This window comes from Marinomonas sp. PE14-40 (assembly GCF_051623805.1).
Classification (GTDB): domain Bacteria; phylum Pseudomonadota; class Gammaproteobacteria; order Pseudomonadales; family Marinomonadaceae; genus Marinomonas.
Genome location: NZ_CP130700.1, coordinates 1,592,097 through 1,612,012 on the forward strand (window position 1 = coordinate 1,592,097; position 19,916 = coordinate 1,612,012).

Genomic DNA, 19,916 nt, shown 5'->3' on the forward strand with positions numbered 1-19,916 from the left:
ACTCCTAAATTGGCAAATTCGTTAGAGGCAAAAACAACATTCTGTTTTAGCCTCAGGCACTTATGCCTACCCTAATAAAATGGATAGGCTTAACTTGCCAACTTAACGTCACCGCTCTCAAGGCTTACTTGCCAACAAGGAATCACAATGTCTTCTTCAAGGCATTGACCCGAACTTAATTCAAAGTGCTGTTTATAAAGAGGGCTTGATACCACCAGCTTGCCATCTATCGAGCCCACTATGCCACGAGAAAGGACATTGGCCTTTGCAATTGGGTCCCAGTTGGCAATAGCAAATAGCTGTGGCTCAAGCTTAGGTAGATAAAAAATAGCCACTTGCTCTCCTTCGAATAAAGCAGCCACACCGACACCTTCAATGAGGTCTTCCTGTTTACAGACTGTTTTCCAGTTGAATGACATGGGCATCTCCTTAGCTTGCTTTAGCGATTAAGTTAGTTTTTTCAGCTTGAGTAGCTGGTCGAATTTGATCTCGCTCTTCAACAAAAACGACATCCTTATCAACGCCATCGTGATTAACGAAATGTCTAAAGGCTTTCACCGCTTGCGGATCTTCGAGTGTGGTTTTCCACTCGCATTGGAAGGTATCAACAATTAATGCCATTTGATCTTCTAACTCTTGCGCCAACCCTAAGCTGTCATCAATCACTACCGACTTGAGATATTCAAGTCCACCCTCAAGGCCATCCATCCAAACTGAAGTACGCTGCAGCCTATCGGCAGTTTTCACATAAAACATCAAGACTCTATCGATATACTGAACCAGCTCTTTATCCGTTAAGTCAGTCGCAAATAAATCCGCATGTCGTGGTTTCATGCCACCATTACCACATACATAAAGGTTCCACCCCCCTTCTGTTGCAATAATGCCTATGTCTTTGCTTTGTGCTTCTGCACACTCTCGAGTACAACCTGAAACTGCAAATTTTAATTTATGAGGTGAACGTAATCCCTTGTATCGATTTTCAATATCGATCGCCATTGTCATGCTGTCATTAACTCCAAATCGACACCAAGTGCTGCCAACACAAGACTTCACTGTGCGTACAGATTTCCCATAGGCTTGGCCTGTCTCAAACCCAGCCTTGATTAAGGTGTCCCAGATATCAGGTAGCTGATTTAAATGAGCACCAAATAAATCGATCCTTTGCCCTCCGGTTATTTTGGTATAGAGCTTGTAGTCTCTAGCAACTTCACCAATCACTATAAGTTTTTCGGGCGTGATTTCTCCCCCCGGAATTCTTGGCACGACCGAATAAGTGCCATCCTTTTGCATATTGGCTAGGTATCTGTCATTCGTATCTTGCAAGGTGACATGCTCCTTTTTGAGCACATAATCATTCCAAACACTGGCTAAGATATTGCCAACTAGCGGTTTACAAACAATACAACCGTGGCCTTTACCATGCTTTTCTAGTAACTCATCAAAGCTTTTAATAGATTCAATTTTAATCAAGTTATATAAATCTTGGCGGGTATAGGCAAAGTGCTCACACACATCAGTGCTTACTTCGACACCCAAGGCCAATAATTCGTTATCCACCACATTTTTGACTAACGCCGCACAACCACCACAGCCAGTGCTAGCTTTAGTGACAGCTTTTACGTCAGCAAGCGATAAAGCGCCTTCCGCAATGGCTTGGCTAATATCAGCCTTAGTGACATTTAAACAGCTACAGATAGAAGCCGTGCTCGGTAAAGCATCCACACCTAACGCGGGTGAAGCACCATCAGAAACAGGTAAAATAAGAGATTCAGCTTGGCTTGGTAGATCAATTTCATTGAGGTAGTACTGTAGTAAGGTATCGTAACTCGCGTTATCTCCCACCAAGACAGCGCCTAAGAGTTTAGTCGCATCTTGATTGACCACCATTTTACGATAGCAGCCCTGCATACCATCTTGGAAAACAATGGTCTTTGAACTTGGTGTTTGCCCATGTGCATCTCCAATAGAGCCCACATCACAGCCTAATAATTTGAGTTTCGTGCTCATATCAGCGCCTTTAAACTCAAGCTCACCTTTATTTAATAAATGATCTAACGCCGCTTTTGCCATGTTATAACCAGGTGCAACAAGACCATAAATACGGCCTTCATAAAGAGCACACTCCCCTATGGCATATATATCTTTGTCACTGGTTAAACAATGGCTATCCACTTGAATACCACCTCGCTCACCAAGCACTAATCCTGACGATTTTGCTAAAGCATCTTGCGGACGAATACCGGCAGAAAAAACGATCAAATCCGTTTCTAGATACTCCTTTCCATCTTCCGAAAAATTCATTCGATGAAAACAGTGCTCGCCATCTTCAATATTTTGCGTTCCCGTGGCCACATGCACTTCCACACCCAATTCTTGAATCATGTTTTTAAGCAAATTTCCGCCTTGCTCATCCAACTGAACAGGCATTAGCCTTGGGGCGAATTCAACAACATGGGTTTTTAAACCTAAATTCTTTATCGCATTAGCCGCTTCTAACCCTAATAAGCCCCCTCCAACAACTGTTCCTACTTTGGCATTTTTAGCGCAATCGCGAATAGCATCAAGATCTTCTAAGGTACGATAAACAAAGGTATTAGCACGTTTATGACCATCAATAGGCGGGACAAAAGGATATGAACCAGTCGCAAGTACAAGTTTGTCATAACTAACCGTTTCGCCAGTTTCACAGACAACCGTTTTAGCTGCACGGTCGATTTCAATTATTTTCTGGCTAGGGTAATAATCAACGTGATTTTGCAGATAAAAATCCGCATCCGTTAATGCTAAATCTTGGGCATCTTTACCGGTAAAATACTCACTTAAGTGCACCCTGTCATAAGCAATATGAGGCTCTTCACCAAATACACTTACCTGACAATTGTTAGCGCCTTCATGCTGAATGAGTTGCTCAACAAAGTGATGTCCCACCATGCCATTACCCACCACGACAATATGGATGTTGGCACTTGAATTAGACTCAGTTAAGTTCTGTGTAACCTCTAAATTTGTATTCTTATTCATCATGATACCCTTCGCGGATGCCGTACTTAGCGGCAAAAAATCAAAGAGATAACTGGATGAGAGTGCTGTTAAGCACTTTGGACTAAAGCATGACAATAGGCTTCGCCAAAAACCAGTTGATCTAAGATCTTTGATACTTTGGTTTTATTTTGAATCAGCTGGAAATACCAGCTAGCATCGGCGACGTTGCCATATAATATTGCACCGACTAGCACACCTTCTTTGATGACCAGTTTTCGGTATTGATTTTGAGCGCTATCACGATAAGTAATAGACTCGGATGAGGAATCGCTATTCACTTCACCGGCAGAAAATAAGTTAATGCCAGACACTTTCAATTTGGTTGCTACAGCTTCTATTTTGAATTGGCTTTGCTTCTGCGTTAAATGATTAACCAAAACATCAAACTGCTGCCAAATGGGAGCCACTAAACCAAAGGTTACCTGTTCAAACTCACTGCACTCGCCCAAGGCATACACATCCTTATGGGAGGTGCGCATCACCTGATTAACACAAATCGCTTTATTAACCGTGAGACCTGCAGCCTTTGCAAGCTCAACTTCTGGCTTGATACCAGTGGCAAGAATAATCAAATCTGTATCAATCGATTCGCCTGATGCTAACTTAATAGACTCTACTTTTTCGCTAGCCTGAGCGTTTTTTAAAACAAAATCAGTTGGGGCAGAACCCAAATAAAAGCGTATACCTATTTTCTCTAAATTATTTTGCAACAAGCGTGCCGAGTCTTTATCTAACTGACGATTTAAAATATAGTCAGCCCGATGAACCACAGAAACGTGATGACCGCGCTTAGCCATACCCACTGCGGCCTCTAGCCCAAGAAGACCAGCTCCAATGACACAAACCTCTGATTTATCTTGGATTTTTGACATAAATGCCACATCAGACAAGTCTCTAAACTGTGTCACATTGATTGAATTAACGCCTGAAATATTTAATTTGCTAGCTCTTGCTCCCGTTGCAAAAACGAGTTTATCAAAGCTAACTTGCTTACCACTTTGTAAGTTTAAATACTTTTGTGGAAGACTTATGTCTATCACTGGGTCAGAGGCAATAATGAGCGCACCACTTTGAGTCATTGCATCAAGATCCACTAGGACGATATCTTCTTCACTGATCTCTTGCGCCAACAATGAAGACAACATAATTCGATTGTAGCCAACCTGTGCCTCTTCACCTATGAGAGTGACTTGATATTGATCGCCATGCTCAGTGGCCATGGCGTGAGCAAGTTTACTACCTGCCATACCCGCACCAATAATCACCAAGTTCTGCTTAGCCATTGATAATTGGGACACTTCACTATGACTCATACACTCTCCTAACAACTAGAAACCTAAATTCAAAAAAATTGAAACAAAACCGTTATGACGCTTTTTGTGTATGAGACGTTTCAGGCTTAGCATTTTTTACCTCTGCCTTATCATCTTTATCGGAGCCTGTTTGAAACATTGGCTCAACCTTGTTTTGTTTTTCGTATAAGAAAGTTAGAACCTGCGAACGGTAATCCGTATATTGAGAATCATTAGCAAGGGCCAAGCGGTCTCTAGGCCTATCAAGTTCAATATCCAATATTTCCCCCACGGTTGCAGCAGGGCCATTAGTCATCATGACAATACGATCAGACAAAAGCACTGCCTCGTCGACATCATGAGTAATCATAATGACAGTGTTATTTAACTGTTTTTGGATTTGCATCAGAGAGTCTTGCAGATGTGCTCGGGTCAAGGCATCTAGCGCGCCAAAAGGTTCATCCAACAAGAGAACACTTGGCTCCATTGCCAATGCCCTTGCAATGCCGACCCTTTGTTTCATCCCACCAGAAATTTCATCTGGTCGTTTGTCTTTAGCATGTGTCATATGGACTAACTCAAGGTTATGCATAATCCAGTCATGCATCTCTTGTTTCGTCTTTTTACCTGAGAAAATTTGTTTTACCGCTAACTCAACATTTTGATAGCTGGTTAACCAAGGTAAAAGAGAATGGTTTTGGAAGACAACCGCACGCTCTGGCCCAGGTCCATTAACCTCTTTACCATCTAATACGATGCCGCCTTCTGTTGCATCGTATAATCCTGCCACCAAATTAAGCACGGTCGACTTACCACAGCCAGAGTGACCAATGAGAGAGACGAATTCGCCTTTCTTAATTTTTAATGAGACCTGATCTAAGGCTTTAAAACTGCCCTTATCGGTAGGAAAGGACATGGAGACTTGGCTAATATCCAAATGGGTTTGCATCTTGATAACCTCAATTAAAAGTGAATGTCTGTCTTACTTAGCGCTTATCTAAAAAACCTGGCTTTTATCTAAGGACTTGGTTCTTATCCCAAGACACCATTTTTTGCAGAGAAAGCATGGCGCGATCCAAGACAAAACCAATAAAACCTATCATAAGCACAGCGACCATAATTCGACCTAGCGAGTTAGAGCTACCATTTTGGAATTCATCCCAAACGAACTTACCTAACCCTGGGTTTTGCGCCAGCATCTCAGCGGCAATCAATACCATCCAAGCAATCCCTAGAGACAACCTTAATCCGGTAAACATCATAGGAATGGAAGAAGGCACTACAATTTTTCTAACGTGCGTTAGCCAGTTAAGACGCAAAACTTTCGATACGTTGAGTAAGTCTTTTTCGATGGCAGCAACACCCACAGCGGTATTAATGAGGGTCGGCCACATACAACATAGGGTCACAGTAAACATGGAGGTCAGGAAAGATTTAGAAAATAATGGGTCCGCACTCACATAAGTAGCACTGACAACCATAGTCACAAGAGGTAACCAAGCTAACGGAGATACAGGTTTAAATATCTGAATAATGGGGTTTAATGCACTGTAAATAGAGGAATTTAAACCAATCAAAATCCCCAAAGGAATAGCTATGAAGGATGCCAGAGCAAAACCTGCAACAACGGTATATAAGCTGGTACCTATTTGATCGAAAAAGGTTGGCTTACCTGTATAAGGTCTCGTTTTAGCCACATAGTTTGGATCTTTCGCTAATTTCTTAGCATTACGTTTTTCTTGTCTTTCATAAAAAGCAACTTCCTTACTCCTTTCTCTCACATGGTCATCTACCAAGCTTTGCCATTGCTGATAAACAACCTTGGGACCAGGAAAAATGCCTAATGACGTATCAATCTTAGCAGCCCCAACATGCCAAAAAACCACAAACAATAAGCTACCAAGCAGGGGTAATAAAATAGATTTAATCGATATAGCATCATAAATTCGCTTTAAAGCGATTAATGCACTTTGTTTAGACTCAGAATTTGAAAGAGACGTATTCATTCGGTTCTCACTTTTAGAAACTCAATAAGGTGGTGCCATAACATTCGCCCCCACCCAATAAAGGGCGAGGGCTAGTTCAAAATAAATTAAGGGGTTTGAGAACCTTTCAGTCCGATTTTTAGGCTTTCTAGATATTTGTTTGGATAACGTCCGTCATAACTTACATTATCGATAAATTCACTTTGCTCTGGCTTAAAGCCTGTCTCTGTTTTGAAATTAGGGAAGTCAGATGCAGTCATAACACCGTCTTCAATTAATGATTGAGCCGCTTGCGCATAAATATCTGGACGATAAACTTTTTTCGCCATATCCATGTACCAAGCATCTGGCTTGAAGCTGTCAATTTGTCCCCAACGACGCATTTGAGTCAGGTACCAAATAGCATCACTATAATAAGGATAGGTAGCGTTATGACGGAAAAATACATTGAAGTCTGGCACTTCACGAACATCCCCTTTTTCATATTCAAAGGTGCCTGTCATACTGTTGGCAATCACATCGTAATCGGCCCCAACATATTCACTACGAGATAGAATTTCTACCGCTTCTTTACGGTTAGCATTATTATTCTCATCAAGCCACTTCGCAGCACGAATCAAGGCTTTTACCACATGTAAATGGGTATTTGGATATTCATCAGCCCAAGCTTTACTTACCCCAAACACCTTCTCTGGGTTGTTCTTCCAGATTTCATAATCTGTTATCACAGGGACACCGATACCTTTAAATACGGCTTGCTGATTCCAAGGTTCACCCACGCTATAACCATAAATAGTTCCCGCTTCCATCGTTGCTGGCATTTGTGGTGGTGGCGTGACAGATAACAGTGCATCTGCAGAAATTTGTCCACTAATGTCACCTTTAGCTGGCGCGTAAAATCCCGGATTCACACCACCAGCTGCTAACCAATACCTAAGCTCATAGTTATGAGTCGAAACAGGGAATACCATCCCCATATTAAATGGCTTACCTTGTGCCTTATAATCTTCAATGACAGGTTTCAAAGCACTTGCGCTAATAGGATGATGGTATTTACCAGCAGCATCTTTTGTTAAGTACTGCTTCATTTGCTGCCAAATCTCGTTTGAGACTGTGATGCCATTCCCGTTTAGGTCCATACTAAAAGCTGTAATAATATCTGCTTGTGTGCCATAACCTAAAGTTGCACCTAAAGGTTGGCCTGCCAACATATGTGCTCCATCGAGTTCGCCATCAATCACCCTATCAAGCAAAACTTTCCAGTTTGCTTGTGCCTCTAAAGTGACATAAAGATCTTCATCCTCGAAGTAACCTTTTTCATAGGCAATTGCCAAAGGAGCCATATCAGTTAGCTTGATAAAACCAAACTTTAAATCTTCTTTCTCTGGGTCTCCAATACTGCTAGCAAGAGACAAGGAAGGCAGCAACACAGCAGAGAAAAACGCCGCCTTAATCACTTTAAATGGAAAGCTTTTGGGAGTAGATAGTGTGACTCTAGATGCTTTGTACATACTTTACTTCCTATTATTTTCTAAAATTTGGACAACAAAAAAGGCGCGAGCAATACCTAAAATAAATTAAGTATTACTGGCGCCTTTGCCTTAAATCCCATCACCTTTAACGGGTGTCATACTGAGCTTTTAATAAAGCAGTGATGACTGTTTGTTATTGTGAAATCGTCGTTAACTTCTTAATAACATTAAATTAATCTCTTGATATAAATAATGCACTTGTTATGCCAAAAAACTTAAACATTTGTTTTATATGATAAAGTTTAGTTTCAGACCCATTTTTTAGTCACTTTGATCTGCATCTCAGTAACAAAACGCACTATAAGTGATTTTTATTGCGGCTAGTTGCACACGTATACAGCGTTAGTATATAAGCCCCTTCTCCAAACCATCAGGGTGAATGATGGTTTCGCCAGCCAAAGAGCTTTCAAACCACTTTCTCGTGTTAAAAGAGGGATTTTCATAAAGGTGATCGCCTTCAACAAGCCCAAGCGCTTTGAAGTACAAATCTTGGCGACACACTTGATTGATGACTTCTGTCACCTCAAATTGATAACCTAACTCTTGCCAACGTACCATTTGAGACATTAACCATAGCGCATACTCAGGATTAGGGCGGTTTACTTTAGCACCAGAAAACGTTTGGTATGCTTCTTTAGGCCAAGCAAAATCTCCCGCAGGTTTGACGGCATTAAATCCATATCTCAGTCCATCTGGGTCACAGTCTAGATAATCTGGTTTAGCTAAAATAGCTAATAAATCTTCTTGGTTAGCTTCGTCATCAACCCAAGCACACGCCTGATGTAAGGCATTAATGAGTTTAAGGTGAATGTCTTGGTTTTCATCTTGCCATTGAGAGTTAACAGCAAATACTTTTTCTGGTGTACTTCCCCAAAGGTCATAACCTGTCATTAACATATGACCGACACCTTGTTGTACTGCCAAACTATTCCATGGCTCTCCCACACAATAACCATCAATCTCACCGTTTATAAGATGGCTAATCATTTTGGTGGGTGGAATTACCAATATTTGTACGTCTTTATCAGCATCTATGCCCGCTCTTGAAAGCCAATCCCTGAGTTGATAAGTATGTGATGAATAAGGAAATACACTGGCAAATCGGATACTTTGCTCTGACTTATCCTTTAGTAAACGTTGCAATGCTGTGCCATTTCGAATTTCAGCACCATGGTTGGCATAACCACTCATTTGTTGATAAAGGAGATTTGAAACCGTTATACCATTGCCATTTTGACTCACAGTAAAGCCTGTTTGCATCGGCGCTTTAATGGATGACTTTAAAGATGACTTAATGGCGCCCACACCCAATGTCGCAGCAATTGGCATAGCCGCTAACATATGAGCACCATTAAGTAAGTTAAACGCAACTTTATCGCGAATGCTGGCCCAAGAGGCTTCTTTATGTAATTTAACGCTAACTCCTAGCGCTTCAAAAAAGCCTTTCTCTTTCGCGATAACAAATGGAGCACAATCAATAAGAGGAATAAAGCCAATATTAATATCTGTCATGTTACTTGGCCCTTTACTGTCTGTTTCAATCACTTTATTTCTCCCATCAAATCCATCACAGCAATGACATTTTGCGCGACTTCTGCCATACGCTGACTTCTATCCATTGCCAACTTACGTAATGCCTTAAATGCAGACGCTTCATCACAACCCTGACTTTTCATGATTAGGCCTTTCGCCTTTTCAATTAACTTTCTGTCTTCTAGCTGAGTTTTAACAGATTCCAACTCATTCCTGAGCGCCTGAAATTCTCTAAAACGTGCGACCGCAACTTGAACAATCGGTTTAACTCGATTAGTTTGCAGACCATCAACAATATAAGCACTCACCCCCGCTCTAATCGCCGCCTCCATATGCTGCTCATTCTCTTGCTCTGAAAACATCAAAATAGGTCTAGGGTTATCTTTGGTAAGACGAGACATATTCTCCAACGTATCTCGATCAGGACTATCAACATCTATGATGACAATATCAGGTTGATAACGGATTACTGCTTGATTCAGGCCTTGGGCGTTTTCAAGTCGCCTTATTACTCGATAACCATTATCTGTTAGCGCTTGCTCGACGATTGCAGCCCTTGCAGGCTCATCATCAATCAGCATTACAGTCAGTTCTGTCACTTTCTTTTCTCCTAGGCATGCCCTTCATTGTGCAAATTGATGCAAACAACAAGAGAACCATTCGCCATAAACCTCATTCACAGCAAAAAATGCAATTGTTAAGCCATTTAGAGAAAGTGAACAGAAATGAGGCGAAAATCTAAGAAAAGTAAGCTAAAAGGTATTTGAGAGGGAATTTTTATATTAAAAGCAGATACTCAGTCGAATTTTATGCACTGCTTAATTATGATAAGAAGAGTTTTGCACCAAAAGAGCAACAGAAAGTCGATCTTTCAATTCGAGTTTTTTGAAAATAGCGGTAAGGTGAGCTTTAACCGTACGATCGGTAATGTCTAAATCTTGTGCAATTTTTTTATTGTTAAGACCTTGGCCAACCAATTTAGCGACATCCATTTCACGTTGGCTTAGGTCAGCTAAAATTGCATCATTTTTAAGGCGCTTATCATCACCACGTCTTTGACCACGGTTTTCTGTGGTTGGAGAAGCGGATGCTTTGCGAGCAGATTCATTAATTAGGTTTTCAATAAAGGTTTTACCGCCCCAAATTTCACCGGTTGCAACAACAGATAAAACTAACGCTAGTTGCTCAATACCAATAAAAGGAGCACATTGCCCATTAACACCTTGTGAAAACATTCTTAATGCAGCACTTTGACTCGTTTGATTAGGGAAAGCGATGATCTTAAGTTCAGGAAAAAGATTCCTAATCGTAACAACATGTTCAACCATAGAGGTAAAGTTTTCATCATCAAGATGAATGAAGCAAAATGCGATAGGCTCAACTGTTTCTGAAAGCGAAGCACGTGTTTCATTTAATGAACCTACAAAGCTGAGCTCATATTGATTTGAAACAACTTTTTGCCAATGCGCAATCACAACAGGGTCGGTATTCCAGCACACTATTTTCAATTCTTTATCTACCATCAAATTGTCCATACATGTTATTTATTCTACTTTCCGTGTAATGTAATAGTGTTAATTTTCGTTTCAATATGAATAGCTTAGATAGGATTATTGTTATGAAATGGTAACTTACCTTTCCCTCAAGGCATTTTGCTTGGCTTTTAGGATAGGTTTGAATAAATAATCTAACAGACTCTTTTTACCGGTGATCACATCCACCGTTGCCTGCATACCAGGAATGATAGGAAGATGTGTCTCTTCCGTGCCAAGATAGTTCTTACTGGTTCTTACTTTAACCAAATAAAAACTATTCCCCTCTTCATCAATAATGGTATCAGCACTGATATTATCAACTGTGGCAGTTAGTCCGCCATAAATAGCAAAATCATAAGCAGACAGCTTAACAATGGCTACCAATTCTGGTTTGATAAACCCAATATCTTCAGGACGTATTTTTGCTTCGATTAACAAAGAATCTTCTAATGGCACTATCTCAACCAAACTTTGACCGGGCTGAATAACACCACCTACTGTATTAATTTGAAGCTGTTTTACTATCCCTTTCACAGGCGATCTTACCTGTGTTCTTAATACTTTATCTTCTAAGGAAACACTCGCTTCTTTTATCTTATCTAACGTTGTTTGTACCTTGGTTAACTCTTCTTGCGCTTCCGCTCGAAACTTTGCACTACTTTCTAATAGTTTAGTTTTCGCCTCAACCAATGAAGATTCAGCTCTAGGTAAAGCCAGTTGGCTCGCCCTCATGTCCCCTTCCATTTGGTTTACTTGACGCTCTAGTTGCAAAAGCTCAACTTTAGAAACAGCCCCTTGCTCAAAGGCAGGACGAGTTAAACTCAACTCTTCTTGAGCAAGTTCATAACTGGTTCTTAAGTTATCCAATTTAGCACTTAATTCGACGATTTCTTGTTGCTTTTGAGCAACCTGTTGTTCAAAAACAAATTGGTTAGTACTTAAGGATTCAGAGCGGTTTTGATACAAACGTAACTCACGATCAACCACTTCTGGGTATAAAGCTCTTAAATCGGCGTCAAAACTCGGCTCATTGCCATTTGCTTCAGCTCTTAATCTAGCAGCACGCACAGCTAAGTTTATGCCTTCCGCCTGTTGTTCACGTAAGGAAGAGACTGCGGCAGTATTTTCAATTGTCATCAATAGTTGGTCACGCTCTACATTGTCACCCGTATCAATATGAATCTCTTTTAAAATACCACCTTCAAGGTTTTGTACTATTTGTACTTGGCTTGACGGAATAACCTTACCTTCACCCACAGTGACTTCATCTAATTCCGTATAGTTTGCCCACAGGCCACCAAAAATCACGAATAAGAAAATACTCCACAAAATAATACGGCCACCTCTGGGTGACTTAAGCATTAATGCTGCGTTGTAATTTGAGGAATAAGCTAAATCCTCTTGAGAAATATTGGGCTGCTTCATGATTAATTAACTTACCTTTAGTTTCCCTTGGCGTAACGCTTCATGCACTTGAGCCTTAGGCCCATCAGCAATCATTCGCCCGTTGTCCATGACAATTAATCTATCCACCATATCTAGCATGGAAGACTTATGGGTAATCAGGATCAAGGTTTTGTCTTTAATACCTGCTTGTAACCTACGTTTCATTCGAGTTTCTGTGGTGTTATCCATAGACGCGGTAGGCTCATCTAAAATAAGAATGGATGGATCAAATAATAAAGCCCGGGCAATGGCGATACTTTGTCTTTGACCACCAGATAAAAGCATACCTCTCTCACCTACCATACTGTCTAAACCACTTGGTTTACGGTTAGCAAACTCAGCTACACCAGAAAGATTTGCAGCACGAATGACTGCTTCATCTTCCACATAGGGCACACCCAGTACGATATTATCCTTAATAGAACCGTAAAACAGGCTCACATCTTGTGATACGGCACCTATGTTACGACGCAAATCGGTTGGGTTTACTTGTCTAACATCCACCCCATCGATACGAACAGCACCATCCATTGGTTCATACAGACCCGTCATAATCTTACCTATGGTAGATTTACCTGAGCCAATACGACCAATAATGCCCACCTTTTCACCTTTTTTAATGGTAAAACTGACATTACTTATGGCAGCTTGCTCTTGTTCTGGATAAGCAAAGGTCACTGTATCAAACTGGAACTCGCCTTCGAACTTTGGCCTGTGGACGTATTTCACGTCATCTGAATGTTCAACAGGCGAACTCATAATTTCATTAATTGAGGTAAAGGCCGCTTTTGCCTGATTATAACGAGTTGCCAAAGCAGCAATTTGAGCCATAGGTCCAAGTGCTCGCCCCGTAAGCATGACTGTGGCAATCAATGCTCCCATGCTCATTTCACCAGCAGAGATCTGATACACCCCGATAATCACCATGACCACAGTGGTCATTTGCTGAGTCACCATGGCAAAGTTAGAACAAGATTGCGCTAATTGTCGCGTCTTCACACCCCAGTTAGCAATGTTCGCGACAGATTCTTCCCACTGGCGCTGCATTACGCCTTCAGCATTATTAAGTTTTACCGATTCTGCGTTAGATAAATTCTCAATTAACAAAGCATTCTTTTGAGATGCTGTTTTCTGCCCTTCTTCAATTGAACGACGCAAAGGCACTTGAATCATCAAGCTATAGGCAATAATCAAGAAAATAGTAATCATAGGAATATAGGCGACGGGTCCACCAATCAACCAAATGATACCTATGATCAAAAACATGAAGGGCACATCAACCAAGGTAGTAATACTGGCTGAGGTGATAAAGTCTCGAATACTTTCAAAGTCCTGTAGGTTTTTCGCAAACGCCCCCACAGAACGAGGCCTAGCGGCCATTTTAATGCCATTCACCCTAGCAAAAATATTTGCCGAAATTAAAATATCAGATTTTTTACCCGCAAGGTCGATAAAGTAACTTCGCAGGGAGCGTAATAAGAAGTCAAATAAATACACCCCCGCAGCACCTGCTGCTAACACCCAAAGGGTATCAAACGCATTATTTGGCACCACTCTGTCGTACACATTCATCACAAATAATGGACTTGCAACAGCGAACAAATTGATTAATAAAGAGGCAACAAAGACATCTCGATATATACGCCAAGACCGTGTCACCGTACCCCAGAACCAATGTTTGTGATTCTTAGAATATTGATTCTCTTGAGCTCTATCATCAAAACGGAACTTAGGTTTTACAAAAAAGCAGTAACCTGTGTAGCTTTGCTCTAATTCAGCAAGACTAACAAAAACTTCACCTTCGCCAGACTCTGGACGAAACAGCTTGGCCACTAGCTCTTTCTCATTAATTTCCAATAAGACACAGGCATCTTGATCTTCAAGCAAAAGAACAACAGGCAGAACCATGTGGGAGATTTTAGCAATTTTGCGTTTAACAAAACGTGATGAGATGCCGATGCGATTAGCAGCCCGAGCAAATAAATCAGGGGTCATTAAATCATCAGTAATAGGAAGCCCTGCTCGAACAGCATCCGCTGTATAAGGGTTATTAAAATACTTACTGAGTAGCACTAAGCAATCTAACAGTGGATTAGGATAATCAACACCCTGACCTGTTAGATCCCATTGTGCTTTATTTTCTGTTGTACCCTTTTCATCTTCAGTCATACTCGTTTCTACCGGTTCGGCTGAATTTGAAGCGAGTTGTCTTAAACCTGCTTCCTGTTTCTTTCTATCATTGGTTGCTGCGATCGAATCGTCTAAACTACGGGCTTTATCAGAGGCTGGAGCAATGTCTTGAGTGTGGTGTTGTGAAGAGTCGGAATCTGTCGTGCGCTTCGAATCTGACATCCAATACCTCTTAAATTAAAGTTCTAAACTACTTTTGCTTATACTATTACTCTAGAATAGAGTTTAAGTGCAGTAAATAATAGACTTTATACAATTGTTTACCTTTCAGTTCAGTTAAAATTTTCTATAAATCAAGGAATTAGTCATGTTGTATGCCAAACTAGATGAAAACAATAATATTTTAGATGTGGCAACAGAACCTTCTGATGAATACAAAACCTTAGTGTCTCCACATGATGAAAACGTAATCGAGATACTAGAGCAGAAAATCAAAACTCATGATACCCAAAGCATGTTAGAAACCTCTGACTCAGAGATGATGCGGGTACTTGAAGATTTGGTGAACTTATTAACTGAAAAAAGAATAATTCAGTTTACCGAATTACCTATGGCAGCGCAGAAGAAGCTACTCAGTCGTAAATGGGTTCGTGGCATACATACCGGTAACGAAGACAGCCTTATTGGCGAATCAGATCTCCCTGATAATAATGATTCTTTGATCTAATTGATTCGCACTAGACAGTGAACGTAATTACATTTCTTTACAGCTCACTGTCTGGTTTTTAATCAGTCCATATCTACCGCGCTACCTAGCACATAACCTTGAGCAGCATAAATATCAAAGCGCTGAAGTATCTCCCATTGCTCTTCACTTTCTACCCCAGTTGCAACCACTTGAATATGTAGTGAATTAAACATTTTACACAGGGTATGCATAAAGAAGGATTCAGATTTGTTGCCCACTGCCATACGGGTATATGACGCATCAACTTTGACATAATCTGGCATTAAGTTTTGCAGATACTGGAACGCAGAAAACTGTTTACCGACGTTATCTATACCAAACTTAACCTTATGTTTTTTGAAGGTTTTAGACAAAATAATCGCATGATCTTCTGTGTTCAAAACACTCTGCTCTGAAATCTCAAAACACAGGTGCTCTTTTACTTGGTCAGATAAGGTATCTAACTTTTTATCCAACCAATTAATAAAACTAGGTTTCACATAAGCCGAGGCAGACAAGTTTATGGTAAGGGAATTTTTCTCTTTTGCTTGCTCGATATAGTCGATTACCTTTTCAATAATCACTTGGTCAACCTGCTCGCCCAAATCAAATTGCTCAGCCAAACTAATAAAGTAACCAGCGTGATATTGTTTACCTTCATACTCTAAACTAGCGAACACCTCTTCATGCAACAACATCTGCTGGTTTTCAAGTTGCGCCACCTTTTGCTTACGTAATCGGAAGGCTTTATTTTCTATACCAAACTCAAGCATCTCTTTCCAAGCAAGACGACCGATAGCAACTTGCTTATCATCATCTAAACCAAACACTTTAACCTGATTAATTCCCATGCTTCTTGCAGAACGCAAAGCACTGTCCACTTGCGCCATGGCTTTGGACTTTTCAACAGAGTCGTCAAGAATCACAGCACCAATATTGGCCACACCCTCAGAGTAAGTTGTCTGAGTCGCCACCAATTTATATAGCGACGCCATAATACTCTCTACCAGTTTCACCAAAGAGTCATGGTCAATATTATGAACTAAAACGATGAAATCCGCCCCAGATAAACGGGCAACGGTACTGCTGCTTGCACACTCTCCTAACTTATAAGAAACAAGGTCTGCAGAGGCTCGGATAAAGGCATCAGCCGCTTCGAATCCTCTCTCGTTATTTAACTTAGCAAGGTCGATAAGACTAATCAGAATTAGACCGTCTGTTGCTCTATCCGTTTCAGCAAAATGCGCCGATGCCTGGCTATCAAAAAAATGACGGTTACCTAAACCACTCACTGGATCTTTAAAGGCTTTTGCCTGTAGCCATTGGGCAGTTTCAGCTTCAGATTCAAACTCTTTCTCTAATTTCTCAGCCATTCTATTCATGGCCTCTACCACACGCTTTAACTCACGTGTTTTTGGTAATTCCTGCATCTTAACAAAACGTCTTTGCTGAATATCTTCAGCTTGTTTTTCAACCGCTACCAATGGCTTAAAGATCCATTTAAGCGTACCTGCACCTACCGCAAGGGTTAAAAAGCCAATCAAACCAAACCAAAATAGCAATTCACCACTGGCTAGCCACAATTGATAATAACCATAGCCGGCATTACCTGTGATATACACTTGGCCAAGCTCATTCCAACCATTTGAGATAATGGCATTAGCGGTCGGTACATCAAAATCAATGGCATTAATAAACCAATCTGGTACACCTTGAATTTGGGTTGGTTCCGCTCTCACAATATGCTCATCATTGGCATAAACATGAATTTTAACTTCAGCCACATAACCACTATCAAATACAGCCAAAATACTAGACTCAACGGCGGTGTAATCTTCCATGCTCATAAAGTCAGAAACAGACATAGAGAGAGAGTTAGCTGAATCTTGAGTGGTCGACGCCAACTGATTAACCAAATACTCTTTGGTGGTATTAAAGTTAATCGCCATTACCACAACTAACATCAAGGTAAAGATCACGACTATGGTGAACATTAACTGCCTAAATAACGTCATCTTGCTGCTCCATGGTCTAATTTAGCGGCATTGAAAAGCATATAAACCAATACCCATTCTTTTTTCGTTATTTGTTTCAATTGAAGTCCTCCAAACGATTATTCAAATCTGTCCATAAACTTAATCGCGAAGAACCACCCACCAATTCACCACGCCCTTTAGCTTTCGATAACCACAGGTTTTTAGCGTTAAATGAATAAATGGGTAAAAGGTCTCTACGTTTTGATGCAGGTTTTAATTGCTTGTCTAGATTATCAAGCAAAACTGGGACTGAGGTGGGCTTGTTATAGAAGGCCAACACCATATGATGTTGATTAAGACTTAAAGATTTAACATAGACTAAACGTAGCTTGTCATCACTGATACCAAGCTCTCTTAGGGTAAAATATTTGGCTATGGTGAAGTCTTCACAGTCTCCCGCCATGGTTCCCAAAAACTCAACGGGCGTTGCCCAATAGTCTTCTTGCCCCCAATGGATAATGTCATCGACAAAATCCATCTGATTAAAAAAGTCATTCACACGAGTCAGTTTTTGCAACTCACTCGCGTCTTTATTTTGATCGACCAATTCACGCCAAGTTCTCACGCGCTTCACCGCCCTCTCACCATATTTAGCCTCTACAGAGGCAAACATAGCTTGATATTTATCTGGCGCAGCAATAATCACTAGGCTGAGAGCCCCGATTAGCAACGGCAAAAAATAGCGTTTAAGTGAAGCTAGAGTCATAAAAGGCTCTAATCCTATCAGTCATTTAAAAAGCATTGAGGTAATTTTAGCCTATAAAAACATTACTTTTTTGTGACTTGATCAAATTTCGCTAATTGCTCTTTAGTTGCACTTGCTTGGTGCTTTTTCTTCCAATCTTCGTAAGGTTCGCCATAGACGAATTCACGGGCTTTATCATAATCCATGTCTAGATCACGGGCTTCATGCTCAGCTAAATACCATTTACTCAAGCAGTTACGACAAAAACCTGCAAGGTTCATCAAGTCGATATTCTGTGCATCTTTACGCTCATCAAGGTGAGCTAGCAAACGTCTTAGTACAGCAGCTTCAATTTCTGTTTGTTGTTCAGTTGACATATTCGTTTCCATTAAAAAAGGTTTACTTATTCATTTGCAGGTCTTTGTTGCCATAACCGCGCTTGAGCTTTGACCATAAAATCTACTAAGGGTTTCGTTTCTTTACCACTAATTAATTGACTAGCATAAGCCAAAGCTTCCAAGCTAGATAACGCATCTAAACTAGGCGCTTTTCTAATGTCATAGACACTTTGCGGACTGGTTGCAAAACTCACTTTAGGTAAGCCTTGAAGTCTAGGATAAAGCCGCAGTAGCTTATAGGCTTTACGCCACGTGGCGTCGATAAGCACCAAACCTTCTATTTGCGCTTTAGCAGACTCAGTTAACGTCTCCAATTTTTGGCTAGATTCATCTGGGTACAACAAGCACCAGTTACTATTAATAGCGTCAAAATAATCCGTATTATCAATATCATCCTCGGGCAAAATAATACATTTAACCCTAGGCCAAACTTGCTCTACCAACTTGATAGTATTTTTAGCATGTTTGGCTTCTTTCGGATGTTGAAATATCACTACTTTCAAGGGCTGCGGTAAATTTGGTATCAAATCACAAACACATTGCTTGACTAAATAGTGACACTTTTCACAATATTCTCGGGCCATAAATTAGACTATTAACCTAATGTTAGGATAGTCGATCTAAATAAGCCTGAACCACATTATTCCAGCCCATATCTAGCGACTCGACGGTTAGCGCATGGCCAATAGACACTTCCGTAATCAAACCTGATTCACATAATGCTTTCACATTTTCTAAATCAAGATCATGACCTGCATTTACTGCAAGACCAGCATCTACAGCAGCTTGTGCAGCTTCGTTATATTGAACTAGCACCTTGTCATGATCATCACCAGCATAGGCATTTGCATAGGCTTCAGTATAAAGCTCAACACGATCAGCACCAGTATCCTTTGCCATTTTCATTGCATCCGCTTCTGGGTCCATAAAAAGACATACACGAATGCCAGCGGCTTGTAGCTTATTGATAATAGGCACGAGGATTTCAGAATCACGGCCTAAATTCCAACCATGATCTGAGGTTAACTGGTTCGGATCATCAGGCACCAGAGTACATTGCTCAGGCACGACTTCTAATACTACATCCAAGAAAGCTTGATCAGGAAAGCCTTCTATATTTAGCTCTTTACCAGGGTATTGTGCTAACAATGCTTTTAGGTCTCTCGCATCTTGATATGTCGCATGACGTTGATCAGGACGAGGATGAATCGTAATACCAAAGGCACCTAAATCCAGTGTCTTTTTAGCAACTTGAACCATATTAGGATAATCACGGCCACGGGAGTTTCTTAAAAGGCCGATTTTATTTAAATTCACACTTAAATGAGTCATTTTATTTCTATCTACTGAGACTGAGTTGATATCATTATATGACAATGTATACCCTGACTTTCAATCAATTGTTTTATAATCTGGTTTATTTATAGGTTTTTGTTTAAAAAAGGAATTTTTAACACCGACTAAAACTGATAATGGTTCAATAATTCTCCAATACTCATCTATTTTATTTGAATTAAGCAAATATTTAGTAATCTCACACCGAAGTGAACTTTCTTCGCATTTTTTATGTCA

General features: G+C 40.5%; 17 protein-coding genes. 1 reads left to right on the top strand and 16 read right to left on the bottom strand.

Annotation, left to right across the window (positions count from 1 at the left end):
- Positions 1 to 89: 89 nt before the first annotated feature.
- The 11 genes from nirD to Q0A08_RS07300 form a co-directional block, all read right to left on the bottom strand.
- The gene (nirD, locus tag Q0A08_RS07250) at positions 90 to 419 is read right to left on the bottom strand and encodes a nitrite reductase small subunit NirD (protein ID WP_438465823.1); all 330 of its coding nucleotides are present in this window, start codon (positions 417 to 419) and stop codon (positions 90 to 92) included.
- 10 nt (positions 420 to 429) lie between these two features.
- Positions 430 to 3,027, bottom strand: a complete 2,598-nt coding sequence (nirB, locus tag Q0A08_RS07255) for a nitrite reductase large subunit NirB (RefSeq protein ID WP_438465825.1) — start codon at positions 3,025 to 3,027, stop codon at positions 430 to 432.
- Positions 3,028 to 3,092: 65 nt separating this feature from the next.
- The gene (locus Q0A08_RS07260; protein WP_438465826.1) at positions 3,093 to 4,358 is read right to left on the bottom strand and encodes an NAD(P)/FAD-dependent oxidoreductase; all 1,266 of its coding nucleotides are present in this window, start codon (positions 4,356 to 4,358) and stop codon (positions 3,093 to 3,095) included.
- 52 nt (positions 4,359 to 4,410) lie between these two features.
- Complete coding sequence (locus Q0A08_RS07265; RefSeq protein ID WP_438465828.1) at positions 4,411 to 5,286, bottom strand: ABC transporter ATP-binding protein; 876 nt, start codon at positions 5,284 to 5,286, stop codon at positions 4,411 to 4,413.
- Between the two features lie 64 nt (positions 5,287 to 5,350).
- Positions 5,351 to 6,343, bottom strand: a complete 993-nt coding sequence (locus Q0A08_RS07270; RefSeq protein ID WP_438465830.1) for an ABC transporter permease — start codon at positions 6,341 to 6,343, stop codon at positions 5,351 to 5,353.
- A gap of 86 nt (positions 6,344 to 6,429) precedes the next feature.
- Positions 6,430 to 7,833: a CmpA/NrtA family ABC transporter substrate-binding protein gene (locus tag Q0A08_RS07275; protein ID WP_438465832.1), complete on the bottom strand. Its 1,404-nt coding sequence runs from the start codon at positions 7,831 to 7,833 to the stop codon at positions 6,430 to 6,432.
- Between the two features lie 363 nt (positions 7,834 to 8,196).
- A complete protein-coding gene (locus tag Q0A08_RS07280) occupies positions 8,197 to 9,399 on the bottom strand; it encodes an ABC transporter substrate-binding protein (RefSeq protein ID WP_438465834.1) in 1,203 nt (400 codons plus the stop codon).
- Positions 9,396 to 9,986: an ANTAR domain-containing response regulator gene (locus tag Q0A08_RS07285; protein ID WP_438465836.1), complete on the bottom strand. Its 591-nt coding sequence runs from the start codon at positions 9,984 to 9,986 to the stop codon at positions 9,396 to 9,398. The genes Q0A08_RS07280 and Q0A08_RS07285 overlap by 4 nt, the downstream gene beginning before the upstream one ends.
- Before the next feature lie 219 nt (positions 9,987 to 10,205).
- Positions 10,206 to 10,910 (bottom strand): response regulator transcription factor, encoded by a 705-nt coding sequence (locus Q0A08_RS07290; protein WP_438465838.1) that lies wholly within the window; start codon positions 10,908 to 10,910, stop codon positions 10,206 to 10,208.
- Positions 10,911 to 11,018: 108 nt separating this feature from the next.
- Positions 11,019 to 12,347 carry an HlyD family type I secretion periplasmic adaptor subunit gene (locus Q0A08_RS07295; protein ID WP_438465840.1) on the bottom strand — a complete coding sequence of 443 codons (1,329 nt, stop codon included), beginning with the start codon at positions 12,345 to 12,347 and terminating at the stop codon, positions 11,019 to 11,021.
- A gap of 6 nt (positions 12,348 to 12,353) precedes the next feature.
- Complete coding sequence (locus tag Q0A08_RS07300) at positions 12,354 to 14,720, bottom strand: type I secretion system permease/ATPase (protein WP_438465842.1); 2,367 nt, start codon at positions 14,718 to 14,720, stop codon at positions 12,354 to 12,356.
- Between the two features lie 145 nt (positions 14,721 to 14,865).
- On the opposite strand from Q0A08_RS07300, the gene Q0A08_RS07305 reads away from it, so the two are divergent.
- Complete coding sequence (locus Q0A08_RS07305; RefSeq protein WP_438465844.1) at positions 14,866 to 15,225, top strand: hypothetical protein; 360 nt, start codon at positions 14,866 to 14,868, stop codon at positions 15,223 to 15,225.
- 62 nt (positions 15,226 to 15,287) lie between these two features.
- Here the strand turns inward: Q0A08_RS07305 and Q0A08_RS07310 are convergent, their stop codons facing one another.
- The 5 genes from Q0A08_RS07310 to Q0A08_RS07330 all read right to left on the bottom strand — a co-directional run bounded on the left by Q0A08_RS07310 (position 15,288) and on the right by Q0A08_RS07330 (position 19,676).
- On the bottom strand, positions 15,288 to 17,240 hold the full coding sequence (locus tag Q0A08_RS07310; protein WP_438465846.1) for a bifunctional diguanylate cyclase/phosphodiesterase: 1,953 nt from the start codon (positions 17,238 to 17,240) through the stop codon (positions 15,288 to 15,290).
- 76 nt (positions 17,241 to 17,316) lie between these two features.
- On the bottom strand, positions 17,317 to 17,967 hold the full coding sequence (locus tag Q0A08_RS07315; protein WP_438465848.1) for a transglutaminase-like cysteine peptidase: 651 nt from the start codon (positions 17,965 to 17,967) through the stop codon (positions 17,317 to 17,319).
- 62 nt (positions 17,968 to 18,029) lie between these two features.
- Positions 18,030 to 18,323 (bottom strand): DUF1244 domain-containing protein, encoded by a 294-nt coding sequence (locus tag Q0A08_RS07320; RefSeq protein ID WP_438465850.1) that lies wholly within the window; start codon positions 18,321 to 18,323, stop codon positions 18,030 to 18,032.
- Positions 18,324 to 18,349: 26 nt separating this feature from the next.
- On the bottom strand, positions 18,350 to 18,928 hold the full coding sequence (locus tag Q0A08_RS07325) for a tRNA-uridine aminocarboxypropyltransferase (protein ID WP_438465852.1): 579 nt from the start codon (positions 18,926 to 18,928) through the stop codon (positions 18,350 to 18,352).
- Positions 18,929 to 18,950: 22 nt separating this feature from the next.
- Positions 18,951 to 19,676, bottom strand: coding sequence for a pyridoxine 5'-phosphate synthase (locus Q0A08_RS07330; protein ID WP_438465854.1), 726 nt, complete (start codon positions 19,674 to 19,676; stop codon positions 18,951 to 18,953).
- Positions 19,677 to 19,916: the final 240 nt, after the last annotated feature.